Here is a 25,951-nt window from a genome sequence, read left to right on the forward strand (position 1 = left end):
AATAGATATTTGGTAAAAAGAAAATTCGCATATTTATGCGGTTTGTTCCTCGGGATGCTTTCGAAACTGAAGCTCGTACAGCTCCGCATAATGACCTCCCTCAGCAAGGAGCTGGTCATGAGTTCCCTGTTCTTTGAGCTCGCCATCGGCAAGGACACAGATCGTATCCGCCCGTTCAATCGTAGACAATCGATGGGCAATAACTAATGTGGTGCGATCCTTCATCAGCTCATCTAAGCCCTGCTGAACTTCGTATTCCGACTCTGCATCCAGGGCTGAGGTCGCTTCATCCAGCAGCAAAATCGGTGCATTTTTGAGCAGAGCACGGGCAATCGCAATCCGCTGTCTTTGTCCGCCGGACAAATTGGCTCCGCGTTCACCGACAATCGTGTCATAACCCTCCGGAAGCTCAGCTATGAAGCCGCTGGCATAGGCTGTTTTGGCCGCAACCTTTACTTCCTCATCGGTGGCATCCGGTGAGCCAAAACGGATATTATCCGCTACTGTACCATGGAACAGTGTAGCCTCCTGTGGCACATAGGCCATCAATTCCCTAACCTCATCCAACCGAAATTCTTCTGCCAAGCGGCCGCGAACTCGCAGCACTCCTTCATCCGGTGGGTAAAATCCCAGTAACAGCTTCATCACTGTGCTTTTGCCACCCCCACTCGGACCGACAATCGCGGTTACCTGCCCTTCTGGCACGACCAAGTTCAATCCTCGCAGCGTTGGACGGTCTGGCTGATAGCCAAAGGTAATGTTATGCAGTTCCAGCGCAGCCGCAGTCTGTTCAATGGCGAGGTCTGAACCCACAGTCTCGACACCGCCATAAGATTCCTTAGGTTCACGGGCGGATGAAGCTGATACCTCCAGATCGATAAGCCCGGTTACTGATCCCTTCTGCTTCGCCGCAGGGAACTGTTCCTCTTCCTTCGACTCATTCAAGATTTCGCGGATACGCGCCAAGCCTGCCAAAGAGTTTTGTAACAGGGATACAGCCGCCCCCAGTTCCAAAAACACCGTTGAAATACCCGTTTGCAGCTGCACAATCTGTCCCAAAACTCCAAGTTCCATTTGCTTCTGCGAAACCAGGATCAATCCGGCAACAAGCACACCGCCCAATGTAATAAATTCAATGACAAAATTGCACATATCCTGCAAGCCCATATGACGTCCCTGTCGGATACTAATGCGATTTATGTCTTCGCTTGCATCGTTGCAAAGTCCGCCTACCTTTGCCCTGAGCCCAAACAACTTCACCGTCTGTAATCCGGAAAGCAAATCACTCAATCGTTCTGTAAATCTGCTCATCCGTCCCTGTAATTCTTCGCTCGTGTGTCGCATTTTCTTCGCGAAATGAGCATTTATCCAGGCTGAAGCCAAACCAAGTAAAACCGCCATAGCCCCAAATCGCCAATCCAGCACCATCAGAATGACTAATGAGCCTAAGAAAAGCGAAGTTTCCAGTATAATCGAGCGAATATGAACGGTATAAGCCTGCTCCAGCGCTTGCACATCGTTCGTCATGCGGGATACAAGATTACCCGAATGATGTTTTTCGGCTTTTTCATACGATAGCTTGACAACATGGCCGAATAGCTTCATTCGTACATCGGCAATCGCAAGCTTGACACAGCGTTTATACATATAGCTGCACACAGGGGAAATAAGACTTAATGCCAAAAATGTCCCGCTGACCAGATAGACCGCTCGATATAGCTCCTGTACATCGCCATTAACCGCAAAATTCAGCAGATTATGCACCACAAAAGAAAGCAAAATTGTGATGCTGGCATTGGTTAGACTGTTGCCAACCAACCCCGTAAAATACCATTTTCGATGCGGCTTCATCAGGGACATCAATTGCTTAAATTCATAAAACCCCTGCTTGAAGGTCACGACGCTCACTCCTTTCCTCAGGCAGTGAATACCCGTCTTCCTCCGTTTGCTGTCCTTCAAAATTTTGCAAATATAGCTTTCGGTACACACCATCACGGCCTAGTAATTCCTCATGTGTACCTGATTCCACAATGCTCCCCTGATCAAGTACGATAATGCGGTTCGCCTGGCGTACAGTTGACAGTCGATGAGCTATGACCAGTACCGTCCGGTCTTGCATGGCTGCATTCATTGCAATCTGTACCTGAGCCTCCGACTGGCTATCAAGTGCTGAAGTCGGCTCGTCCAGTAAAAGCAGCGGAGCATTTTTCAGCAATGCTCTTGCTATAGAAATACGCTGCTTTTGTCCGCCGGACAATCCGCCTCCCCGCTCGCTCAACAGAGTTTCATATCCCTCTGGTAGCTGAACAATAAAGTCATGCGCATGTGCCGCTTTCGCCGCCTCGACAATTTCTTTCCGAGTCGCCTCCAGACGGCCATATCCGATATTTTCTGCAATGGTGGCCGGAAAAAGCGACGGTTCCTGAGATACCATCGAGATATGGCTACGTAGGCTTGTTAGGTTCCAATCTGTCAAATTCTTGCCAAATAATTGAACGGTTCCAGCATGTTCTCCAGGTTCATTAAATCCGCATAGCAGCTTGAAAATTGTGCTTTTACCGCCACCGCTGGCCCCAACAATCGCTACCGTTTCACCTTGTCCTACCTGAAAGCTAATATCCTTCAGCACCGTGTTCCCTTCGTTGTAGCCAAAGGTCAAATGCTCAAAGCTGACTACAGCAATGTCGCCCTTGCTTTCTGCATCGTCTTCCTTGAGATTTTGGCTTATTGTAGTGATTTTCCCGTCTTGCCGTTCATCCGGCCAATCCAGCACCTCAAACAAATGCTTCGCAGCTCCCTCTGCTTCCTTCATTTGTGAAATGATTGTCGGCAGCATGGCGACAGGCTGCAAGATGAACGAAATCAGATATAAAAAAAGGACAATGCCTCCAGCATTCAGCTCACCTTGTTGAATCAGATATCCCCCGCACACTATGACCAAAATAATTGGTGTTGCCAGCATCATCACACCTACTGGGGTGATGAACGCATAGCGTTTTTCCAGCCGCAGCCCACGCCGGATGACCTCCTCCGTAATCACCAAATACTTCTTCAACAGCACAGCCTGCATATTGAATGCCTTGACGATAGGAAGTCCTCCAATTGCATCCTGTCCCACCGCATTCAAATGAGCAATTTTCTCCTGAAGCTCCTTGGAATATTTTTCAATTGGCTTGCTCATCAGTGAGGTGATAATCATTCCTACAGGCATAAGCGCAAGACTTGCCAAAACCAGTTTCCAGCTTGTCAGTAAAAGCAACGTTAATGATGCTGTAAACACAAGTGGCAAATAAAACAGATTAGCAAATTGCTGGATAAAAAAGTTCTGCAATAGCGCCGTATTGTTTGTTAGACGGGATACCAGATCTCCGGTGAACTTCCTCTCCACGCTAGAAACAGGTAAATCATAAAACTTATGTACGAGATCACCTCTCAAGTCACGCAGTGCACTAACACTAAATCGTGCTGAAGCGTACCTCATCACAAACTTACAAGGCATTCCAATGACCGTCATACCAACAACTAGATAGATCATGTTCTGGGTGGAGGAGAATGTGCCCTGTGCCATTTGCTCTATGGCCTTACCCAAAATAATGTCAATAGCTGCCAAACACAAAGAAGAAATTACGGTTATAAAAACCCAAAGGTTATACGGTTTTATATAACGTGTAAGTCTCCGAAAAGCAGAATTTGCTCGAAACAAGGGCATCCCTCTTTTTCATTGCCCACACTTTATGCAGTGCGAACTATTTAGATTGGCGATGGACGTCGTTGAAGTAAACTCTGTGTCTGAAATGAATGAGTGCCTGTACAGTAAAGTTGGATTTTAATCTATGTTGGGAAATGCATCATGGTGGGTTGTTTTATCGGTTATTGCTGAGATGGTGATAGCGAAGTGCATCGTGATGTGTGGGACAGTCAACTCTGCCTGAATCGTGGTTGTGGAGTGCTTGTATTGCAAGCAGTATGAGCTGCCGCAGTGTGGGCCATCGGCGAGGATGCGGAAAGAATGTCCTCGACTGCACTCATAACCTCTTGCTCTTGTTCATGGATGAAAAAGTGATTGCCTTCGAACATCCGGACATCCATAGGTGACATCGTATGCTGCTGCCAGGCACGTAGTGAGTCTGTGCTAACCTCAAAATCCTTCGTTCCCCCTAGAACCGTCATCGGGCATGCCAGTGGATTTCCCGGCTGATAAACATAAGTTTCACATACCTTAAAATCTGCACGCAGACGAGGCATAATAATTTGCATCAATTCTGCATTTTGCAGCACCTCTTCGGGGGTGCCCTGCATCAAACGGAGCTCTTCGGTGAAAGAATCATCTGCTAAATCATGGAGTCGTTTTTTGGAGTATGGAATATGAGGGGCGGATTTGCCAGATACGATGATATGCACAGGTAGTTTTCCTGTTTTGCTGTACAACTGCCGTGCTGTTTCAAATGCAATCAGTGCCCCCATGCTATGTCCAAAAAAGGCAAACGGCTTATGCATGTATGGAGCCATAGCGGGAACCAACGATTGAACGATGTCTTGAAGGGTTTCCATTGGAGCTTCAATGGAGCGGGCCTCACGTCCTGGGAGTTGTATTGGCAACACAGTAATATCAGGTGCGAGCCTGGACTTCCAAGAGTTAAATATGTAAGCACCGCCGCCGGCGTAGGGGAAGCAAAATAATCGGAGTTTCGCAGTCGGTTGGATCTCTGTTTTCGCGAACCAAGATTGTGATCGAGTCGTCATATGAATTCCTCCACCCTCTATTAAGTCATAATTTTACATTAAATCCTTATATATCTTTTTTTCTTCCAACACTTTCTAGCTTTTTTAAATATACAAACTTTAAAACGGCTTGACATGGGACAAAAGTGCTAAATTACTAGACTTCATAAAAATAAACCAAAATCCATATTATGCTATTTGTTTCCAAACTACAAAAGCAACAATTTTACTTTTTCGCTCATTATCTGCCCATCACGATCTGCAAATTTGGCTTAAAACATAATTTCACATTTTCACGAACATTGTAAAACTAAAATCATTATGATTTACAATTACGCCTAAAGCCCTTATCCTATAACAATTTTATCTTTACATGCCTTTAACATAAATGTAACAAATTCAACCTGATATCATCCGACAAATTCCGACTTTTTCCGCATCTCCCTTCAACCTCCTATATAATGGAACTAATTTAAAACAACCACACACAAACCCAAATTAATAACTCTTTAAATTTTTAATAAACAGGGTTTTTATATAGTTCCAAAGAACTATATAATGCATAATTTTTTTTGACTCTTCGTCTAAAAAAATTAGTTCGAATTGATTTTTTCTCTTCCAAAGCTATGTTTTTTCTTTTCAAGCCCTAATAGAAACGTTTCAATTTCACTTCAAAAATGCCTGTTTTTTAGAAATTTATATCCTTGCTTTTACTCTTTTATCCCCAAAAAAACAGTAACAGCAAGTCTCCCTTTAGTCAGAGACTTGCTGTTTTATAAGTTTATTATGATTGAATTCACCAGTGAAGGAAGTCTTGACTTCAAATTTCAAGAGGATGCCGCGGCTGCAAGTGTACCGGAAGAATCAGCTGTATGATGAATACTTCGCACGAAACGAATCGTTTTTGTATCTGAATGCATTACAACTGAATGGGTTTCAGCTCTGTGACCAGGCAGAGAACGAACCCCCTGCAACCACTCACCAGGCGTAACGCCTGTAGCGACAAACATCACGCCTTGGCGTCCGACCATGTCCTCCATCGACAGCAACGCCCCTGGATCAGTAATACCCATGCGTTTGCAACGTGCAATCTCTTCTTCTCCATGAGGAAGCAGACGGCCTTGTATTTCTCCGCCCATGCATTTCAGCGCGGCCGCGGCCAATACACCCTCAGGAGCACCGCCAGAGCCGATATGCAAATCTACACCGCTATCCAGGCAGGTTTCAATTGCGCCCATCACATCCCCATGACCAAGCAGCTTGATCCGAACGCCGCTTTCCCGCAGAAGCTGGATAATCCCGGCATGCCGTGAACGATCCAGAATCGACACCGTAAGATCGGACAAGGATTTCCCCAGTATGCGCGCTGCTTTTGACAATGTAGTCGGAATCGTGTCTTCTAGTGACAGCTTTCCAGCCAATGCCGGACCAACAGCTAATTTTTGCATGTACATATCCGGAGCGTGTAGTAGACTACCACGAGGTGCAGCAGCAATGACCGACAGTGCGTTATTCAAACCGTTCGCCACCGTTTCCGTCCCTTCGAGAGGATCAACAGCAATATCCATGGCCGGCCCTCTGCGATTGCCTACTCTCTCTCCAATATACAGCATGGGAGCCTCATCCATTTCGCCTTCACCAATCACGACCGTGCCGTCCATGGATACCGCATTAAAATGAGTACGAATGGCTACTGTTGCCGCCTCGTCCGCGCTATTCTTATCTCCACGCCCTGTCCATTGTGCCGATTGCAGTGCCGCTGCCTCTGTTACCCGAACGAATTCCAATGCCATTTGACTCTCCATACCTATCCCTCCACCTCTCCTAAAAATAATTGTTACCCACAGGCAAATAATATTTCACGGCAGCTTTGCTGCCATTTTATATTTACACTCCTGTATCCCGTTATTCATATTTTTTTATAAACGCTGCTTCTAAGTTGCTTCGCTTTATAGCATTCTGACAATCAAGCCTGCTGTCTCTTCAATTGCTTTATCTGTAACATCAATGATCGGACAATTCAGTTCTTTAAACAAAGACTGCGCATACGCGATTTCCTCTTCTACCCTCGTCGCTGTAGCATACTGCACATTATTCGGAAGCCCCATTACCTTCAGTCGTTCACTGCGTATTTTCAACAATAGCTCCGGCTGGATCGTCAATCCGAACACTCGGCCACGCTGAACATCCTTCAACTGAACAGGTGGTGTCAGCTCCGGTACAACCGGTATGTTGACTGTTTTATAACCTTTATGTGCGAGAAACATGGATAAAGGAGTTTTGGAAATACGAGACACCCCAAGCAATACTATATCTGCTTTGAGAATAGCGCTCACATCTTTGCCATCATCGTATTGAACCGCAAAATCCAGTGCCTCTACACGCCGAAAATAGTTGTCGTCCAGTCGGTGCAATAGACCAGGCTTCTCTTTGGGATCGTTATGAAACGTATCGGCAAACGCCTGCATCATCGGTCCCATAATATCGACAGCCCGCACATTCAGCCGAACAGCCTCCTCTTTCATCGCCTCTCTCAATTCCGGCTGTACCAGCGTATAAGCTACAAAGCCTTTACGCTCGGCAACTTCCTCCATTACCCGACTCAGCTCGTCTTCATCCCTCACATTCATAAATCTTTTGATCTCTGTGTCTGGTAACTCAAATTGGCGCATGGTCGCCTGTACGACAGCTTCTGCCGTCTCACCAATCGAGTCTGAACAGATCGCTATAAAATGACTGCTCGCCTGAACCATTCGATTCCTCCCATTAATCCTCTGCTACCATATCGAGCAACATTTTAATAATATTTGTCTTTGTAATACGTCCCACGACTTTCCAGTGCTCTCCTGGTTTGTCAGAATCCGAAGGGACGACGACAGGCAGACTGTCGATTTGACGGGCAATAATTTTGCGTGCTGCCTCTAGTACGGTATCCTCTGGGGAAACAGTGACCACATTCGCCTGTCGGGTCATCACAAGACTGACAGGAATGGTTGCTGCATTGGGATTGCCTAACGTCACTTTGAGTAAATCCTTGCGGGAAGCCACCCCTGCCAAATCTCCATCTTCATCGGTGACGATCAAATTGCTCACATTTTCCAAAAACAGAGCTACGACAGCTTCCTGAATTGTGGTTGTTTCACGTACGATGACTGGAACCCCGTGAAGATCACCGACCTTCATTTGCAAAAGCCGGAATTTTTCCTCCCGGTTCGGTGTACCCCGCTTTCCAACAAAATAACCGACCTTGGGCTTAGCATCTATGTAATTCAAAATGCCCAATTTGGATAGGTCGGTCCGAATGGTCGCCTTACTGAGATTAAGCATTTCCGCAATCTGGTCACCCGTAATCGGGGCATGCTTTTGTACGATGTTTAAAATTTCTACTTGTCTTGCCGTAAGGTCGATGATGAACGCCCCTCCTTTTTTGCTTGCGATCTGATATTGAATATAATACGTCATATATAATAATAAATCAACCTAAAAAAGCATATAAAACATCACATATATAAAATTAAAGTGGTTATTCATGTTTTTTTATCATTTAAAACACTTATTCCATACAAAAAACGGGCGCTTTATCCCCCCTCTTTCGAGTAAGGCAAAGCACCCGCTTTCCTATTCGTATCTTAAAGCATCAATCGGACGCAGCTTCGAGGCTTTGCGCGCCGGATATACTCCGAACAGCACTCCGACTCCCATGCAGCACAGAAAAGAGTACAGTACTGGCTCTATCGAATACACAATCGGCATTTGGACGAATTTCTCAAGCAGCTTTGCACCCCCAAGACCCACCATAACGCCGACCAGTCCACCCATTAGACTGAGAAAAACAGCCTCAGCCACAAACTGCAGCATAATATCACTGCGTTGCGCACCAATCGCTTTGCGAATTCCAATCTCCCTCGTACGCTCCGTGACAGACACCAGCATAATATTCATAATGCCAACACCACCAACGCCGAGCGCAATTGCAGCCACGCCGATCAGTAGCATATTCATAACCCGGTCAACCCCGGACACTGTTTTTAGGATTTCCGTCTGGGTCATAATTTGAAAATCATCGCCCTCTGATGGCTTTAGCTCATGTCTGACACGCAGCACCTGCCGAATTTGAGCACTTGCCTGATCAATCTTGTCCTCCGTTGTTGCAGAGGCATTCACCTGCTGAATGCTCATATTACCTAGTCGTTCCATCCCCGTTGTGATTGGCACATATACCTGCTGTCCGCTATTATTCATATTTGAATTGGAATTAGCCAGCACACCAACCACCTTAAAGGGCAGTTGTTTGATCATAATGATCTCACCTACCGCTTTGGAAGCATCCGGGCCAAAAATATTACGGGCCGCATCACTCCCCAATACAGCCACATTCAATCGTTTATCCACTTCATAGTGGGTAAACGATCTGCCCTGAGCGAGCGATAACTTTCTCACATGAACAAATCCCAGCGAGGTCCCCTCGATTTGCCCGCTGACCTTATTGCGACTCCATGTAATATCTGCATTGGTCATCGCACTTGGCGCCACCTCGGCTACTGCTTTTTGCTGCTCTAGTGCCTCAATATCCTCCAAAGATATTCCTTTCGTCTGATTGAACGACATGGAACTTGACCCATCATATGGAGCATAAGGATAGATCATCAGCAGATTATTTCCCATACTATTGATCTGCGATGTAATTGTAGCGGTTGATCCTTTACCGATGGCTACAATCGCAATCACAGCGGCTACTCCGATAATAATACCCACCATGGTCAGCAAGGATCGCAGCATATTGGTTCGCAAACTATTGAGCGACACACGAATAATTTCCTGAAACTTCATGCCTTCACTTCCTCTGCCGCCATTCTTCGTTCCTCAACAGGCTGATCCTTTTCAATCCGCCCATCTCGAAAATGAATCAGACGCTTGGCGTATTCCGCAACCTCTTGATCATGAGTAACCAGTACAACCGTTTTCCCCTGATCGTTCAGACGCTGAAAAATCCCCATGATTTCCACACTTGTTTTGGAGTCCAAAGCTCCTGTCGGTTCATCCGCTAAGAGAATAACCGGATTGTTCACAAGTGCCCGCGCAATGGATACCCGTTGCTGCTGACCGCCTGACAATTCATTTGGCCTGTTGTTCATCCGATCGCCTAGACCTACGCTTGTGAGGGCATCCATAGCCCGCAAACGACGCTCCTTGGCAGAAACCCCCGCATAGATCATAGGCAGTTCCACGTTTTCCAGAGCTGTGGATCGTGGAAGTAAATGGAATTTCTGAAATACAAATCCGATTTTCTGATTACGTATAATAGCCAGTTCATCCTCGCGGGCATCTAAGATTGAATATCCGTCCAAATAAAATTGTCCTGACGTAGGTAAATCCAGACAGCCGATAACATTCATCATCGTGGACTTGCCTGATCCAGACGGTCCCATAATCGCAACAAAATCACCGTCAGCAATATCAAGTTGAACCTCACGCAGAGCATGAATTTCCTGATCTCCGACATGGTACACTTTTTTCAAACCCTCAATCTGAATAACATATCTCATGCCCGTTTAAAAGCCTCCCTGCATGCCGCCCATTGCGGAAGGATCTGGCGGAGGTTCAGGGGCAGGCACAATAATCGTGTCACCCTCCTTAACACCGGACTTAAGCTCTACTCGGTCTGGCGTGTAAAATCCGAGTTCTACGGGCTTGAATGTACGTGTCCCCGGATTCGCAGCGTTATTAGCGGAAACATACACGCCATCCTGTCCTCCTTCGGATCTCAGGGCAGTCGCAGGAACGAACAGTACATTTTTGTGGACTCCCAAAATAACGGCCACATTCATAATCATGCCTGTTTTAAGCTTACCTTTCGGGTCATGAACAGACAGCTCCATCAGATACGTCGTCATCCCTTCATCCGTAGAGGCTTCCGGTGAGACAAATTGCACCTTGCCTGGAAACGATTCACCCGGATATGCATTGGTCGTCAACACAGCCGAAAGCCCCTTTTTGACCTTGACAATGTCGTTCTGACTTACCTTCACAACTACCTTAAGATCGTTAGAATCCGAGTTATTCATGACAATAAATGGAGCCGTCGGACTGGTTCCCACATCCCCGTTTACCTTCAAGATCACTCCGTCCCACGGTGCCGTGACCTGAAGCTTGTTCAGTTCATTTTTTTTCTGCTCTAGCTCAGTCGCCAGTCTTCGCACCTCTATCCGTGAGGACTGAATACTCGATGCATCAGCCGGAACCTGAGTCTTGCGAAGCTCAGCCAATGCGGCACGGTAGCCGATTTCAGCCTCTGAAATGGAACGACGTTTTTGCGATATAATCTTGCGGAACTGTAAATCTAGATTATCATAGTCCGTTTGTGCTTTATCCAATGCTTGCTCTGCCTGCTCCAATTCACTATTGGATACAGCCCCGGCATCATGTAAAAACTTTTGGTCTTCATATGCCTTCCGCGCTTGCTCCAACTGCTTTTGGGAAGCTTTCTTCTGACTTTCGGCCTCTTCCAACTCAAATGATTCCTGCGCTGTATCGACAGCCATTTTGGCCCGAAGTACATTTGTTTTCTGAATTTCAATATCTTCCGCTTTCGGACCCTTCTCCAATTCAGCCAACTTGGCTTTGGATATCTCTAAAGAATCAGACGCACTTTGAATTTGCATTTTAATTTCTGAACTGTCCAGAAGCGCCAGCACTTGCCCTTTTTTGACCTTGTCCCCGGCTTTCACGTTCACCGCAGCCAGCTTGTTATCGCCTGCACTCGTAAAGTTCAGTTTCACTTCCTTGGATGCTTGCACGGTGCCGGACGTGTCCAGCTTCTCGCTCACATCGCCGCGCTCTACTTTAAACGTCTCTTCCTGTACTATAGGTGCTGCCTGCTCTTTGGGCATATTCAGATATACTGCTGCTCCGCCTCCGCCTACAACCAGCAAAACAATCGCAGTCCAGATCCATTTTTTTCTCCGTTTTCTCCGTAGCTTGATTAAAGCATCATTTAAAACCGTTTCTGCCAACGCTTTTTCCTCCCTATGTGCTCCATGGCTTGTTCAACGTATACTCATTTTGATCCAACTCGATCGCCAGCTCTTCCATTTGCCGTTCAATCTGGTTCACTTTCAACTGGTTATTTTTCAATTCCATCTCGATAATTAGACCTCTGGTCCACTTTTTGTGTGATAACTCCAAGGCCTCTTTTGCTGTACGCAAGCTTTCTTCCAATTGTACGTATTTCTTTTGATTTTCCTTAACCGTGGCATACAAATTGCGGAGTGATTCAGCAAAATCCTTTTGACCTTTGGCGAGCTCCTCTTTAGCTGTATCAACATCCATTTTAGCTAGATCGTAAGCACCTGCACCGTTATTAAAATCAAAATATCTCACATTAAGTTCCGAAGATTTGATGCTGTCCTCCAGCTTCCATAAATTCGGATTCATGTCTGTCAGCTGTTGTATATGTAATTCGATATCCAGCTTCTTTGGTTCCTTGTACACGGGTCGATCCACCATTTCATAGGCTGTTCCGTTAGGCTGTCCCATGAGAAAATTCAGAGCATCTCTGGATTTTTGCAACGCAATTTTTCCCTGCTCGACCGCTTGTTGCGCCTGGGCTCTGGCTTGTGTACTCTCGTTTTTCGCATATTCAGACAGCTTGCCACGCGCAAATTTGGCAAGTGCAATCTTTTCCTCCGCTTGGGCGATTTCAAGCGCCTCCAGATCATTTTTCACCTGATTCTCTGCTACAAACACACTTTGGTAGCTTTTCATTACATTAAAATAAATCTGGTCTTTAGCGTATTGCGCCTGCTTTTTGCTGGCTAGATAAGATAGCGTTGAGGAACTGTAATTCCTCCAGGACGTTTCATTATCCACATACGCATCGTCTATATAATCGACAGGTGAATTGCCCAGCTCCTTTTCTGCATTTTTTAATTCAAGTCTGCGCCGCTCTACATCCCGCTCGGCAGAACGCGTATTGTAGCTGTTCGTCTGTGCCCATTCTACTGCCTGCTTGAGCGTTAATGGAGGTAGAGTCTGTCCCGTGACAGATGATGTCTTCGGCGTAGCCGCAGCAGATGATGAATTAACTGACACATTTGCTGTAATGCTTCCTGATGAACTGTCAGCCTGGACAGTGGTGACCAAGCCTGTTGAAAAAGACAGTACAAGCAGCACGGCAGCCGCTTTTGGCTTCATAAATGAGTTTCTCCCCTTTCAAGTGCATCCTTCGAATCTTTTCCATTCTTTTCGACATAAATTTCCACGAATTCCTCGCATTCTAATTGTACTTTCAGGTTTATGTTGGTACAAGGTGTCAAAACAATACATTTTTGTAACCTTTACTGCCAGATAACTCGTTGTAAGCTACTTTACTTCCCACTATACATAGATTTAAGCTGTTTTTACCTGAACTTTACCTAAATTTCAGCTAATTTTAAGGAAACCAACAGCATCTATTAAGGTTTGGAACATATAATAGAGAAAGAATAACAGCCGCTCACTAGGAGGGTTAATAGATGATAAAAGAATCTCGCATGACAACTACTAACGAACCGTCTGATTTGTGGATGACTCGCTTTTTACGCGAATCAGAACAAAAAAAGAAACAACTCATTCGGGAAGCCCGAAAAAATAATGATATACCGCTGATGAACAGTATTTCTTTTCACCTTGCCCAGCGTGACCAGCAGCATCTGATTGGATAAGCTTACTGGGAAATCTAGTGCTATATATGAACGCCATTCTTCATTAATCTACATGATACGCCAGTTTAAAAAGAGACGAGACAAATCAAAACTATGATTTGTCCCGTCTCTTTTTGGCGAGGATTTAGACTAGTGTTCCTCGCCTATTCTTCCGTCTCCGTCTGCGGATGATAAAGATATTGATCCAACGGGATACGTCCGTTTGCATTAAACTGTATGCCCTCCTCTTCCAAGTACAGGCGCTGCAGGGAGGCGGACTCATCCTCCTGCAAAGCAATCTCTCCCAAGCGGTTGACTACTCTATGCCATGGAAGTCGATGTTTTTGGCTCAGTGTATGCAAAATTCGCACCACCTGTCTAGCACCTCTTGGGCTTCCGGCCTCTGCCGCAATTTGACCGTAAGTCATTACTTTTCCCTCAGGGATCAGCAATATAATTTGAAGCACACGGGCAGTGAAAGGCTGCATGTTCTAATTCCTCCGAATTACTATTGCTTTTTTCCATTATTATAGCACCCTGAACATAAGCCAAAAACCCCTGTTCCTACAAATGTAAGAAACAGAGGTAAAACCAGCATTGAAATTTAGAAACCACTCAGACCCTGTCTTTTTAAATCGTGTGCTACTAATCGCGCCAGTTCCCTTGCTCCTGCAAAATTTGGATGTAGTGTATCACCGTTCATATACAAAGCCAGCGTAGCTTCTTTGCCAATAGAAGTGAAATAAGCTGAACTGAGCACATTCAGATCGACTAAAGGCGTTTGTTCCTCTTGAGCCAGCGCCAAAATAGCGTTTCTATACCATCTGTTTTCTGCGTTGTGTACATTGTTAGCATTAAAGTCAGTGGCTCGTCCTTGCGGTGTTGACAGAATTACCGTCGCCCCCTTAGCCTTCACCTGCCGGATCATATCTCGCATCCAATCCTTAAACTCCGCTTCGCTTTCGTTATGCTTTGGATTGGTGTCATTAATGCCTAATTGGAGAATAAAATAATCCCCTGGCTTGATATATTGAACGATAGCCTCCAACTGACCGTCCTGATGGAAGCCTCTAGCAATTTGGCCCCCTGACGCCATATTGCGAATTTGAAAAGTATTCGTGTTTACAAACTCTGGCAGCAGTTGACCCCATCCTGCCTGCACGCTGCTATCTAGCGGATAATAGTTACATACCGTAGAATCCCCGCCGATATAAATCGTGCGATTCGTAGCTGGATTGCTAGACAACTGCTTGATTTCCAGTGCACTAAGTGTGAAGACCGCGCCCTCTTTGCCTTCAGTAATCAGTAGATTTAACTGTCCGTCTGTCACTGGAATTTGAAAGCGATCCTTGGCCCCATTCCCCGTCATATTTATGACCTGATACACCCCTTCGGCCGCAACACTCGAACGGGAAGTATTACCTAAAGTAACCGACACCTCATATAAACCTGGAGGAAGATCGACGTCAAAAGTATTCTTGCTTTTCGTACCTGTAGTCAGGAATTGTACCGCATCACTTGTCACCCCAGTCCCCGATGCACTGACATTACGCATATTCTCAGGGGTACGAAAGCCATAGCCACGTGCTGAGTCATAGGACAGCGAAGCGCTCACTCCGGTATAACCCGTTTCGACCATACCTCCGCCAAAATCAAACTTGTACTCGCCATTGGATGCATGTGCCGGAGTAGCTATACCCACCCCTGGCGCACCACATAAAAAAGCTGCTAAAAGCATACCAGTCAATCCTTTTTTCCACTTCATTCTTCATTCCTCCTCCAGATTTTTAATTGTAAGAAGCAAAGAATTTTCAATGTAAGCGCATACATAAAATTCTACCAATGGTTGCACGGTTGTACCTATGTAATTCTTATGCAAATAAAAAGTTGACGTAGCCGAATAAACAACAGGATCCGTTATCTGCGTACCTCTTACAATAGTAATTGTAGCCCAACTAAATCAAGTGGAATTTGAAGAGATATAGTTCCTTTGAGCAGAACCCGTAAACACACAACTTCTGATGAATAGGCAAATGTACAGCCCTTTCTCTGGTTCTGTGAATACACTAAACCAACACTGGGAAAGGAGGGACGTAATGTCTAATAAGTTTAGAGCCACGTTGAGGGGGGCTAATGAAGTGCCTCCTGTCAGAACAAATGCGACAGGAACTGCGGAATTTCGTTACCGTCCAGCGAGCCAGCAATTAAGCTTTGAACTGACGGTCCGCAATATTTCACGAGTAACGGAAGCGCACATTCATCTGGGACGAAGAGGTCAAAACGGACCTGTTGTCGCTACCCTGTTTGGCCCTTCGAAGTTTGGGATTACCGTAAGAAGAGGCGTCGTTACCGGCGTGCTGCGTGCATTTGATCTTACTGGTCCGCTCAGAGGCAGAACCATTAATGATTTGGTATGCCAAATTAGAGAGGGCAACGCCTACGTCAATGTCCACACGATCCGTCATCCGAACGGTGCCATTCGTGGACAAATCAGACGCGCACCTATCAAACGTTGCAAATAACGAATGGACATGAGTACTAAAAGAACTTCCATGCTGCTCATTTTGAGCCTATGGAAGTTCTTTTTCTTAATTCTTAACAAAAGTTAAGAAGTTCATAAGCGATTCTTAAGCCACTCCCTTTCAGATTGTTAAGAACTTTATCTTTTAATAGAAAGAGTTCAACAAGATACAGTTCACTACTGAAAGGAAATGAAGCTTATGAAGGCTACGACCAAAGAAAGAATTCCCGAATTACAGTTGGTCAGAGCCATGGCGATTTTAGCCGTCTTAATGGTACATGCCACTTCTTATGCAACGGTTCAACTTACACATTCCAGCCTTTATGTTGTATATAATGCGCTCAATGTGTTGATGAAGTATGGTACCCCTATATTTATCGCGCTTAGCAGCATGGTGCTGTTCTACAACTATAAGGATCGTCCAATGGGACGACAGCTTTTGAGCCGCTTTTATAAGCAGAGATTGTTATATATTCTCGTACCTTATGTCATGTTCTCTCTCTTTTATTTCATCCTGTCCCTTATGGCTGGCAGTAACGAACCATGGAGTATAACTACACTAGCGGAAAGTTTTGCTCTGAAGCTGGTCACAGGCAAAGCCTACACCCATTTATATTATATTTTTATCATGATGCAATTCTATCTTGCATTTCCATGCGTACTGTGGCTGTTCCAGCGTTATCGACAATTTCCGCAATGGTCTATTGTCATTGGGCTGCTGGTACAGTGGGCATTTATAATTAGCAATAAATTTCTCTTTCAGGTTCAAAATAAAGGCAGCTGGGCGCTGTCCTATGTGGCCTGTTACATGCTGGGCGCTGCTCTCGGTTACTATTATCCCCAGCTCCGAACTTGGTTTCTGATGCGTAAGGGGGAACGAAGCTTTGTCAGCGTGCTGACCTGGATTGCAATTTGGGCTTTATGGCTGATTTCAGCCATCATTCATGTCTATATGTGGTATGAAAATAGAATGTATGGAACCTCATACAATTCGCTGGTTTTTGAGCTTATGTATAATATGTACAGCCTGTCTAGTACGCTGGTATTGTTACAGATTTCCTTTCTCATGTATAGGAGACAACATTCCACTGTCATTCGCAAGCTGGAACGTCTGGGTACCCTGTCCTTTGGGGTGTATCTCATCCATCCGTTTTTCCTGCTCCTGTATCGGCAGTTTTCACCACACATCGGTTCGCCGCAGCTTATTCATGTGTGGTACGCTGGAGGTTTTTTCTGTGCACTTCTTTGCTCTTGGCTCGTCGTGTCGTTCATCGCCCACTTCCTGCCATGTGCGTGGATTTTGTTCGGTCAGCTACCGGGTACAGGAAAAAGGAACTTCAAGCAAGAAGAGCATATGTCTTCGCCCTTAAACGTTACTATTCAAAGGCTGATGATACCCGACAAACGATCTGAGAAGAGTGTCCATAGCCTCCACCGCCAAAAAGATATATAATACGCCCATATTGTATACTGCTGGAAAGAACAGAAAGGGTGCGCGGGCCATGCATAACGGAACCATTTTATTAGTAGACGATGAACCTGAAATAATTAAGCTCATGCAAATATATTTAGAAAATGAAGGATATCGCTTGCTCATGGCACGGGACGGACTGGAAGCGCTGGAGCAGGTTAATCGGGAACAGATAGATGTGATGGTGCTGGATGTGATGATGCCCAACATGGACGGGATTGAAGCCTGCATGAAAATCAGGGAAACCGAGCATTTTCCGATCATTATGTTGTCTGCGAAGGGACAAGATATGGACAAAATTACAGGGCTTAGCGTTGGGGCCGATGATTATGTCACCAAGCCGTTCAGCCCGCTGGAGCTAGTGGCACGCATCAAATCCCAGCTACGTAGAGTACGGAAGTATACCCATTCCTCTCCTGTATTGGAGCATGAAATGGTACTGGATGAACTCTCCATTAACACTGTTACGCATGAGGTCACTCTCGCTGGTGAATCCGTAAAGCTGACTCCGCGTGAATTCGCCATTGTTGAGCTTTTGGCTCGACACCGGGGGCAAGTGCTGAGCATGGAGCAGATTTATGAGAAGGTCTGGAAGGAGCAATATCTGGAATCCAACAACACGCTAATGGTTCATGTGCGTAAAATTCGCGAGAAAATTGAGACTGATCCGAGAAAGCCCAAATACCTGAAAACAGTGTGGGGCATCGGCTATAAAATGGAAAAATTTGATTAATGGAGGACTTGCGTCTTGAAGGCAAAACGATATGATACGCTGGGATGGAAGCTGGCAGCTCTTAGCCTTGCTGCCTTCACTTTAACTGGACTGATTTTAATGGTGTTTTATTATGGAGCGTCTTTGCTGTTATGGCTGAATCCCTCCCGTTCATTTTTCGGCACCCGGCTGATCCGCTGGACCGTAAATCATATTGGTTCCTCACTGATCATGCTGGTGAGCGGGCTGCCTTTATATATTTATTTCTTTTTCCTTTTTACCAAAAATACGATCGGCTATCTACGCGAGATTACGAAAGGGATGCAGAAGTTCGCGGACGGAAATCTATCCTATTCGATTCCGGTATCTTCAGCGGATGAGCTGGCAAGCTTGGCGAAAAATATGAATACCATGGCAGACAAGCTCCGTCTCTCACTAGAAGAAGAACGGGCTTCCGCCAAAGCTAAAAACGACCTGATCACTGGCGTATCCCACGATCTTCGCACCCCGCTAACCTCTGTGATTGGCTTTTTGGAGTATATTGAAGCCGACCGCTACCGGGACGAAATTGAGCTGCGCTACTATGTAAACATTGCTTATGAAAAATCGCTGACGCTGAAAAAGCTGATCGACGAATTGTTTGAGTACACGCGTGTGAGCGGTGGTAGCCTGCCTCTGGAGCTGGAGCCTGTAGACCTCGGCAAATTGCTCACTCAACTTGCTGAGGAATTTGTACCCTCACTGGAACAGGCGGACATGTCTTATCGTGTCCGAATCGTTGAACCTGTGCGGATATTGGCCGACACGGACGAGCTGGTACGCCTGTATGAAAATTTATTTTCCAACGCGATTCGATATGGAAAGGATGGCAAACGTTTCGATATCACCATCGGACGTGAAGGCGATGAAGCGATAGTGATCTGCACCAACTACGGTGCCCCGATTCCACCGGAAGATGTCCCGCATCTGTTTGAACGGTTTTATCGAGTGGACAAATCACGCTCCAAGGAAACCGGAGGCACCGGGCTGGGTCTTGCCATTACCAAAAGCATTACCGAGCTGCACAATGGCCGCATTTCGGTTAGGAGCAATCGCAGACAAACGGATTTTGAAACCCGTTTTCCGCTCTATCGTACCCGTTAGACGGGCAGTGTAACGCTAACCAATCAACAACGTATAAACGATACCCGGTCCGTGTACGCCGATCGTCAAGTCATTTTCAATATCGGACGAGCGGCTCGGTCCAGTAATAAAATGAATGCCTGCGGGCAATTGCTCGCGCCCTGCTTCGTCAAAGCGACTTAAAATCTCGCCCAGTCGTGTTCGCAGACGCTCCACGGGCAGGAGAATGATCAGCACGGTCGGCAGCAGACTGACCGAGCGCCCCTTCTCCGGCGAGGATAGCACTGCTACCGAGCCGGTATAGGCGGCGGCCTCATCGGCTATGACAATGCCAATATCGGCCTCCGCGGCGCGTGCCTTCCAGTCTTCGGCTGGATCGGTGTTCCACACCGACAGTCGGACTTCCGGCAGCGCTGCTTCCAACTGGAGTGCATCCAGGTCCGGCTCATTCTGCCGGACGATATAGGCCGCTCCCAGCTCTCGCGCTTTGTTCGCGATCCAGTCTGCCGTCTCCTTCAGATCCGGCAGACGCACGACATGTCCGCCAACACTTGTAAAGTTGGCGGTGAACTCCTCGATGCGCTGCTCCCCACTCCATTCGAATTCGTGCCAAAACGCTGGTGCGCCGCGAAACGGCTGCATCGGTGGCTCCGTCTGCCGCGGACGCTTGAGGCGCGCTGCAATGCCCTCCATAAAGCGTGCCTGCTTGACACGGGATTCTGATTGCATTTGATGAAGCCACGCCTCATGCTCCGCTTTTGCATGCGCAGAAGGATTACGCTGTTCATTCATGCTGCATCCCTCCTTTTCTTCTATCCGCCAAGATCGTCTCCATTCGGCTGAGAATGTCCGGATGCATGACCTTGCGTTCCTGCTCCAGCTCACGCGCCAGTGTGTTCCAGTGCTGACGGAAGGACTTTTTTGCCAGACTAGGGGCCACACGGTACGTATTCCAGCCTTTTAAGGGGCCAAGCTTAAAAGTAATTTCTCCCTTACGAACGACCGCTTTCTGTGCGATCTGTCCGAGTCGGATCGCCGCAGCGAATCGCTTTGAGCTGGAAACTACTGACGCAAAACCTTTCATCGCTGCCGTCTCTAGATTATCCCCTTTTCCCTCCTCCACCTTGCGTCTACGCAAATAAACCAGCATATCATGCAGTGGTATTTTGACCGGACAGGCTTCATAACACGCCCCGCACAAGCTAGACGCACTCGCTATATCGTTCCACTCTTCGATGTTGCCGTGAAGGGCAGGCGTAAGCACTGCACCAATAGGACCACTGTATGTCCCGCCATACGCGTGTCCCCCAATGTGTCGGTACACCGGACAAGCGTTCAGACAAGCACCGCAGCGAATACAATTTAACAGCTCCTGAAATTCGGGATTTCCTAGCTGAAGCGAACGCCCGTTATCTACGATGATAATGTGCATTTCCTCCGGTCCATCGGCATCCTGGCTGCGCCGGGGTCCTGAAATCCCCGACATATACATAGTCAGCTTTTGTCCGGTAGCCGAGCGTGGCAGCAATGTAGCCATCACCTCCAAATCTGTCCAGGATGGAATAATCCGCTCCATACCCATCAGTGTGATTTGCGTTTTGGGCAGAGTGGAAACCATACGAGCGTTGCCTTCATTTTCAAACAGGACCATGGAACCCGTCTCAGCAATGGCAAAATTGCAGCCTGTCATGCCAATATCCGCATCTAGAAACTTTTCACGCAGCTTTTTGCGGACAAAGCCCGCCAAAATCGTCGTATCTGCGGACAACTCCTCCCCCGCTTCTTTAGACAGCAGCTCGGCAATCTGATAACGGTTTTTGTGAATCGCAGGGATTACGATATGAGATGGCGCCTCTCCTGCCAGTTGAATAATGTACTCACCGAGATCACTTTCAATCGTCTCGATATCCGCACCTTCCAGCGCCTGATTCAAATGCAGCTCCTCCGACACCATCGACTTGGATTTGACGACAGAACGTGCTTGATTATGCGCAGCAATGTCCAGTGTAATGCGTACAGCATCCACAGCTGTGTCGGCAAAATGGATATGCATCCCGTTGGCACGGGCATTTTCTACAAATAGATTTAAGTAATAGTCCAGATGGGCAATGGTATGAAGCCGAATTTGGCGCCCCCGCTCACGCCATTCCTCCCAATTTCCATGCTGCTCAGAAGCTACCCGTTTACCGTTGCGCAGTCGCTCGGTAGTGAAACGAACTGCATTCCGTAGAAAATCGTCATTCAGAGCCAGCTCTGCACGTTCTTTGACCTTTTGCTTCATAGAATGGGTATGTACAGCGGTCATTCGTGCTTCACCCCTTCATACAGCAGCTCTGCCAGATGCATTACCCGAACTGGATCTTCCCGATATCTGAGATTTCCGGCGATGTTCATCAAACAGGCCATGTCCAGTCCGACCAGCACCTCAGCTTCCGTCTCCCTGATATGGTCCACTTTTTCAGTCACCATCGCTCCCGAAATATCGGGCATTTTCACCGCAAAAGTACCACCAAACCCACAGCAGTCCTCAGCAAAAGGAAGCGGCACTAATTGCAAACCCTTTACGCTGCCAAGCAGCTTCATCGGTTCCTCTTTTACGCCGAGCAAACGTGTTCCATGACAAGACGGGTGGTAGGTTACCGTATGAGGAAAAGACGCGCCCACATCGGTCACGCCAAGCACCTGTACCATAAATTGTGTAAACTCATACGTCTTTTGCTCCAGCCTCCGTGCCGAATCCAGCCACTCAGGCTCACCCTTAAACAACTCCGGGTAATGATGAATCATAAATGTGCAGGAACCGGAAGGAGCTACGACAAAATCACTGTCATTAAACGCTTTCAAAATCGTTTTTGCAGCAGCCCTTGTTTCATCCCAATAGCCGCTGTTGTAGGACGGCTGCCCGCAGCATGTCTGCACCTTGGGAAATTCCAGCTCGACACCATATCTGGCAAGCAAGCGGGCCATCGCTTCCCCTACCTTGGGATAAATCGCATCACTCAGGCAGGTAATAAATAAAGATACCTTCATACGACACACCCCTTCCGTCCATTTTCCAAAAGAAAACTTTCATCATAAGCATAGCTTGCAGCGGGATTCTTACCTGAATAAAGGTTTTACATTATCCAAGATAATCCCGCTGCAACAGCGATCGTAAGATCAAATGAACCGCAGAGCGACCTCACCCCGGAAACTACATGCTTACACAATCGTAACCGGGATGGACAGCTCTGCGAGCTGACTGCGAATCGGGTCCGACAACCGCGAATCTGTGATAATTTCGGACACTTGCGACAAGTTCACCACATGTGTAAACGCCTGCTGCCCGAATTTGCTCGCATCTGCCAGTAAAATCACGCGATCTGCAATGCTGACCATTTTCTGCTTCAAACGAGCTTGCAGCTCATTCGATTCACTAATGCCACGATCCAGATGAACTCCCTGACTGGAAAAAAACAGCTTATCTACATAATAAGTTTCTAATGAACGCTCTGCGAGCGGGCCTACGAACGATAGTGAACGTTGAAGCAGCTGACCTCCCGTCGAAATAACCTCGATTTTTTCCTTACCTGCCAGCTCTGTAGCTACCCGAATCGAATTCGTCAGTATCGTTAAAGGAATATCCGGCAGACTGGACGCCATATACCAGGCAGTCGTACTGGCATCCAGCAAAATGCGATCATGCGGCTGAATCTGCTTGACCGCTTCCTCAGCAATCCGACGCTTTTCCTCTGCGTTCATAATTTCCCGTACCGCATAGGGCGTTTCAGGCTGCTCGTTTTTGACACTAACCGCTCCCCCATGTGAACGGCGTAGTCGTCCCGCCTGCTCCAGACGATCCAGATCGCGACGAATCGTTTCTTCCGTTACTTTACACAGCTCACTCAATTCGGACACCCGTATGCTTCCTCTTTCATTCACGAGCTGCACAATCATCTCATATCTTTCTGCGACCAGCATGGCAATCTCACTCCACATCTTTAATGTACAAAAAGTCCTGTCACCCGCCGGAACTGTCCGTAGGCATCCTCCCACGCTTCTGACTCGGCAGGTTCATATTCCTCTACGGTAATCGAATCCGCAATGACCCGGCGTGCTTCCCATATATCGGCGAACTTTCCCTGTGTCATCCATTGTACCGCAAGATTGCCGATTGCGCTCGCTTCTGCGGGGCCCGCCCATACGGGTTTTTGAATCGAGTTGGCCGTCCATTGGCACAGCAAGCGATTTTGAATCCCGCCGCCGACCATATGCAAGCCATTAAAACGCTGTCCTGACACTCGTTCTGTAAGCTCCAAAATGTAACGATACTTTAACGCCAGACTTTCCAGAATACAGCGTGTAATTTCGCCCGGCGTTTCCGGCAATGGCTGCCCGGTATTGCGGCAGTATTGGCGTATGCGTGTTTTCATATCTCCAGCATGCAAAAACAGTTCATCATCCGGGTCAATCAAACAAGTGAACGCTGGAGCCTGTTCTGCCATATGAACCAATTTAGGAAAGGAATAAGAGTTTCCCTGCCGCTCCCACTCTCTGCACGCCTCCTGTAGTATCCACAGCCCCATGATATTTTTTAGCAACCTGTAGGTTCGGCCCACGCCGCCTTCATTTGTAAAATTAAATCGAAGCGTATCATCATTGATTACTGGCTGTGCGGTCTCCGTTCCCATCAGGGACCATGTTCCGCAGCTCAAGTACGCAAAGGACCGCTCCAGCGCAGGCACGGCCGCCACTGCTGATCCTGTGTCATGCTCTGCTACTGCAATCACAGGAATCGCTCCAATGCCCAGATCCGTCATGACCGATGAACGGATTGTACCTGCAACACTTCCCGGCTCCAGTACCTCTCCAAACCAAGAGCGGGGAATGTTGATTCCGGACAAAAGCTCATCATCCCATTTTTGCTGTAACGGATGATACAATTGCGTGCTGGTTGCATTCGAAAACTCATGATACATTTCACCTGTCAGAAAATACCGCAGCAAATCAGGGATCATCAGGAAATGTTCCGCCTGCTCTAGCAAGGGTGATCTTGCGTTTCGCATAGCAGCCAGCTGATAAATCGTATTAAACGTCAAAAACTGAATGCCTGTACGCTGGAAAATAAACGCTTTTCCCAGTTGTTCCTGTACTTTTTCCATTACTCCATGGGTCTGCCAATCCCGATAATGATAAGGGTTGCCCAGCAATTCTCCGGTTTCTCCAATCAGTCCAAAATCGACCGCCCAGGAGTCAATCGCCAGGCTGGATGGATTCATTCCCATATGCTTGGCTTTGAGCAATCCTTGCTGAACCTCGTGATAGAGACGCAATATATCCCAGTGCAGACGCTCTCCAACCTTGACCGGATCATTGGAAAAGCGGTGGATTTCTTCCACCACGATACGTGAATCTGTCAATTTTCCGAGTAGAACCCTGCCGCTGCTTGCCCCCAAATCATAAGCGAGGATGCTCACCAGCTCGCACCACCCTTGCCTCTTTGCAAAATCTGCGTACCATACTCAGACGCCAAGTAGGCTTTCATTGGATCTGCAGGTAATCCTTGCTCTTCACGGATCGCTTTAAGCAACGGGGCCACATCAAACTCAAATGCTTGGCGTACCGCATCCTCCGCACCCAGCACATCCTGACGGCTCGAAGCTTCCTCCACCTCTGCATGATTAATCAAGAGTGCCTTCGCATATTGAGTCTGCACATTCAGTACCGAGCGAATCATGGCCGGAATTTTGGGTTCGATATTGTGCGACTGGTCGATCAAATAAGCAATTTTATCAACGGTATGGCGGATATCTGCATCAACATCCTGAGCTGCGTTCAAAATTTGGTAAAAGATTAAAAACAGCTCATACGGATTGGCAGAACCCACGATCAAATCATCATCCGCATATTTATAACTGTTAAAATGAAAGCCGCCCAGTCGTTTCTCATCCATTAAAAACGCAACAATATGCTCCACGTTGGCCCCCGGCAGATGATGCCCTGTATCCACCAGCACCTGTGCCTGCGGCCCTAACTTGGTCGCATAATGGTACGCCATGCCCCAATCGGCAATATCCGTATGGTAAAAGGCCGGCTCAAACGCCTTGTATTCAATCAGCATACGCATGTCTGGCGTGAGCGCCTTATACATTTCGCTGAGTGCCTCCAACATCCAATTTTTGCGTTTGCGAATGTCCCCCTGACCGGGATAATTCGTTCCGTCTGCGAACCATAAGCTAAAATCGTTGGAGCCCGTTTCCTTTGCAATATCCACGCATTCCAGCAAATGGTTGATAGCCTTGCGGCGGATTGCCGGGTCTACATTCGTAACACTACCGAGCATGTAGTCCTCGTCTTGAAACAGATTGGGATTTACGGCCCCAATCTTCAGGCCAAGACTTTCGGCATGACTGCGAAGCTTACCGTAATTGTCTACTTTATCCCACGGGATGTGAATGGCAACGGACGGACACAAGCCTGTCAAGGCATGAACCTGTGCGGCATCCTCCAGCTTTTCGAACGGATCACGCGGCACGCCCGTTTTCTGAAAGACTTTAAAACGTGTACCTGAGTCGCCATATCCCCAGGACGGTGTTTCTATGCTTAGCGCTTTCAGCTTGGTCTTTACTTGCTCCAGGTCAATACCCCGTTGTTGTTGCTGCTCCTCAAATAAGGCGTACGCTTTGTCACTCATCGTGGTTCCTCCTTGAAAAGTAAGTGAGTTATGGGGGGGGAGGCCGCTT

23 protein-coding genes are annotated in these 25,951 nt (G+C 47.1%); 5 read left to right on the forward strand and 18 right to left on the reverse strand.

Translation table 11 applies throughout. From position 1 onward, the window contains the following. Window positions 1-33: 33 nt before the first annotated feature. From ACXHJ2_RS11675 to ACXHJ2_RS11720, 10 genes are all read right to left on the reverse strand, one after another. Window positions 34-1,899: an ABC transporter ATP-binding protein gene (locus ACXHJ2_RS11675; RefSeq protein ID WP_064962318.1), complete on the reverse strand. Its 1,866-nt coding sequence runs from the start codon at window positions 1,897-1,899 to the stop codon at window positions 34-36. Further along, window positions 1,874-3,703 carry an ABC transporter ATP-binding protein gene (locus ACXHJ2_RS11680; protein ID WP_165084302.1) on the reverse strand — a complete coding sequence of 610 codons (1,830 nt, stop codon included), beginning with the start codon at window positions 3,701-3,703 and terminating at the stop codon, window positions 1,874-1,876. The genes ACXHJ2_RS11675 and ACXHJ2_RS11680 overlap by 26 nt, the downstream gene beginning before the upstream one ends. Window positions 3,704-3,918: 215 nt before the next feature. After that, window positions 3,919-4,743 (reverse strand): thioesterase II family protein, encoded by an 825-nt coding sequence (locus ACXHJ2_RS11685; RefSeq protein WP_165084304.1) that lies wholly within the window; start codon window positions 4,741-4,743, stop codon window positions 3,919-3,921. A gap of 806 nt (window positions 4,744-5,549) precedes the next feature. Next, window positions 5,550-6,527: a class II fructose-bisphosphatase gene (glpX, locus tag ACXHJ2_RS11690; protein WP_014599716.1), complete on the reverse strand. Its 978-nt coding sequence runs from the start codon at window positions 6,525-6,527 to the stop codon at window positions 5,550-5,552. 144 nt (window positions 6,528-6,671) lie between these two features. Further along, window positions 6,672-7,475 (reverse strand): pyruvate, water dikinase regulatory protein, encoded by an 804-nt coding sequence (locus tag ACXHJ2_RS11695; protein WP_064962314.1) that lies wholly within the window; start codon window positions 7,473-7,475, stop codon window positions 6,672-6,674. 13 nt (window positions 7,476-7,488) lie between these two features. Next, a complete protein-coding gene (locus ACXHJ2_RS11700; protein ID WP_052452861.1) occupies window positions 7,489-8,184 on the reverse strand; it encodes a helix-turn-helix transcriptional regulator in 696 nt (231 codons plus the stop codon). Window positions 8,185-8,340: 156 nt separating this feature from the next. Further along, the gene (locus ACXHJ2_RS11705) at window positions 8,341-9,552 is read right to left on the reverse strand and encodes an ABC transporter permease (protein ID WP_013370993.1); all 1,212 of its coding nucleotides are present in this window, start codon (window positions 9,550-9,552) and stop codon (window positions 8,341-8,343) included. Beyond that, window positions 9,549-10,268, reverse strand: coding sequence for an ABC transporter ATP-binding protein (locus ACXHJ2_RS11710; RefSeq protein WP_013370992.1), 720 nt, complete (start codon window positions 10,266-10,268; stop codon window positions 9,549-9,551). Before ACXHJ2_RS11710 ends, ACXHJ2_RS11705 begins: the two co-directional genes overlap by 4 nt. A gap of 6 nt (window positions 10,269-10,274) precedes the next feature. Beyond that, complete coding sequence (locus tag ACXHJ2_RS11715; RefSeq protein WP_165084305.1) at window positions 10,275-11,735, reverse strand: efflux RND transporter periplasmic adaptor subunit; 1,461 nt, start codon at window positions 11,733-11,735, stop codon at window positions 10,275-10,277. Between the two features lie 13 nt (window positions 11,736-11,748). Then, window positions 11,749-12,915, reverse strand: coding sequence for a TolC family protein (locus ACXHJ2_RS11720; protein ID WP_165084306.1), 1,167 nt, complete (start codon window positions 12,913-12,915; stop codon window positions 11,749-11,751). 320 nt (window positions 12,916-13,235) lie between these two features. Between ACXHJ2_RS11720 and ACXHJ2_RS11725 the strand changes: the two genes are divergently transcribed. Further along, complete coding sequence (locus ACXHJ2_RS11725; protein WP_013370989.1) at window positions 13,236-13,424, forward strand: hypothetical protein; 189 nt, start codon at window positions 13,236-13,238, stop codon at window positions 13,422-13,424. A 143-nt stretch (window positions 13,425-13,567) separates the two neighbouring features. Here ACXHJ2_RS11725 and ACXHJ2_RS11730 read toward each other — a convergent pair whose 3' ends face one another. Beyond that, window positions 13,568-13,891, reverse strand: coding sequence for an MGMT family protein (locus ACXHJ2_RS11730; protein WP_013370988.1), 324 nt, complete (start codon window positions 13,889-13,891; stop codon window positions 13,568-13,570). 116 nt (window positions 13,892-14,007) lie between these two features. After that, a complete protein-coding gene (locus ACXHJ2_RS11735) occupies window positions 14,008-15,168 on the reverse strand; it encodes a rhamnogalacturonan acetylesterase (RefSeq protein ID WP_165084308.1) in 1,161 nt (386 codons plus the stop codon). 331 nt (window positions 15,169-15,499) lie between these two features. On the opposite strand from ACXHJ2_RS11735, the gene ACXHJ2_RS11740 reads away from it, so the two are divergent. From ACXHJ2_RS11740 to ACXHJ2_RS11755, 4 genes are all read left to right on the forward strand, one after another. Continuing rightward, window positions 15,500-15,925: a CHRD domain-containing protein gene (locus ACXHJ2_RS11740; RefSeq protein WP_013370986.1), complete on the forward strand. Its 426-nt coding sequence runs from the start codon at window positions 15,500-15,502 to the stop codon at window positions 15,923-15,925. Window positions 15,926-16,123: 198 nt separating this feature from the next. Then, window positions 16,124-17,377: an acyltransferase gene (locus tag ACXHJ2_RS11745; protein WP_238791150.1), complete on the forward strand. Its 1,254-nt coding sequence runs from the start codon at window positions 16,124-16,126 to the stop codon at window positions 17,375-17,377. A gap of 49 nt (window positions 17,378-17,426) precedes the next feature. After that, the gene (locus tag ACXHJ2_RS11750; RefSeq protein WP_064962309.1) at window positions 17,427-18,128 is read left to right on the forward strand and encodes a response regulator transcription factor; all 702 of its coding nucleotides are present in this window, start codon (window positions 17,427-17,429) and stop codon (window positions 18,126-18,128) included. Window positions 18,129-18,143: 15 nt separating this feature from the next. Further along, entirely contained in the window at window positions 18,144-19,250 is a 1,107-nt protein-coding gene (locus ACXHJ2_RS11755) for a sensor histidine kinase (protein ID WP_165084310.1), read from the forward strand. A gap of 15 nt (window positions 19,251-19,265) precedes the next feature. Here ACXHJ2_RS11755 and ACXHJ2_RS11760 read toward each other — a convergent pair whose 3' ends face one another. The 6 genes from ACXHJ2_RS11760 to rhaI all read right to left on the reverse strand — a co-directional run bounded on the left by ACXHJ2_RS11760 (window position 19,266) and on the right by rhaI (window position 25,902). Continuing rightward, window positions 19,266-20,021, reverse strand: coding sequence for a LutC/YkgG family protein (locus ACXHJ2_RS11760; protein ID WP_165084312.1), 756 nt, complete (start codon window positions 20,019-20,021; stop codon window positions 19,266-19,268). After that, a complete protein-coding gene (locus tag ACXHJ2_RS11765; protein ID WP_165084314.1) occupies window positions 20,014-21,534 on the reverse strand; it encodes a LutB/LldF family L-lactate oxidation iron-sulfur protein in 1,521 nt (506 codons plus the stop codon). The genes ACXHJ2_RS11760 and ACXHJ2_RS11765 overlap by 8 nt, the downstream gene beginning before the upstream one ends. Continuing rightward, window positions 21,531-22,259 (reverse strand): (Fe-S)-binding protein, encoded by a 729-nt coding sequence (locus tag ACXHJ2_RS11770; protein ID WP_064962305.1) that lies wholly within the window; start codon window positions 22,257-22,259, stop codon window positions 21,531-21,533. The genes ACXHJ2_RS11765 and ACXHJ2_RS11770 overlap by 4 nt, the downstream gene beginning before the upstream one ends. A 171-nt stretch (window positions 22,260-22,430) precedes the next feature. Continuing rightward, window positions 22,431-23,189 carry a DeoR/GlpR family DNA-binding transcription regulator gene (locus ACXHJ2_RS11775; RefSeq protein WP_013370978.1) on the reverse strand — a complete coding sequence of 253 codons (759 nt, stop codon included), beginning with the start codon at window positions 23,187-23,189 and terminating at the stop codon, window positions 22,431-22,433. Window positions 23,190-23,209: 20 nt separating this feature from the next. Further along, window positions 23,210-24,685 (reverse strand): rhamnulokinase, encoded by a 1,476-nt coding sequence (gene rhaB / locus ACXHJ2_RS11780; RefSeq protein ID WP_165084316.1) that lies wholly within the window; start codon window positions 24,683-24,685, stop codon window positions 23,210-23,212. Continuing rightward, window positions 24,682-25,902, reverse strand: a complete 1,221-nt coding sequence (gene rhaI / locus ACXHJ2_RS11785) for an L-rhamnose isomerase (protein WP_165084318.1) — start codon at window positions 25,900-25,902, stop codon at window positions 24,682-24,684. The genes rhaB and rhaI overlap by 4 nt, the downstream gene beginning before the upstream one ends. Window positions 25,903-25,951 lie beyond the last annotated feature (49 nt).

The organism is Paenibacillus sp. ALE3 (assembly GCF_054113405.1).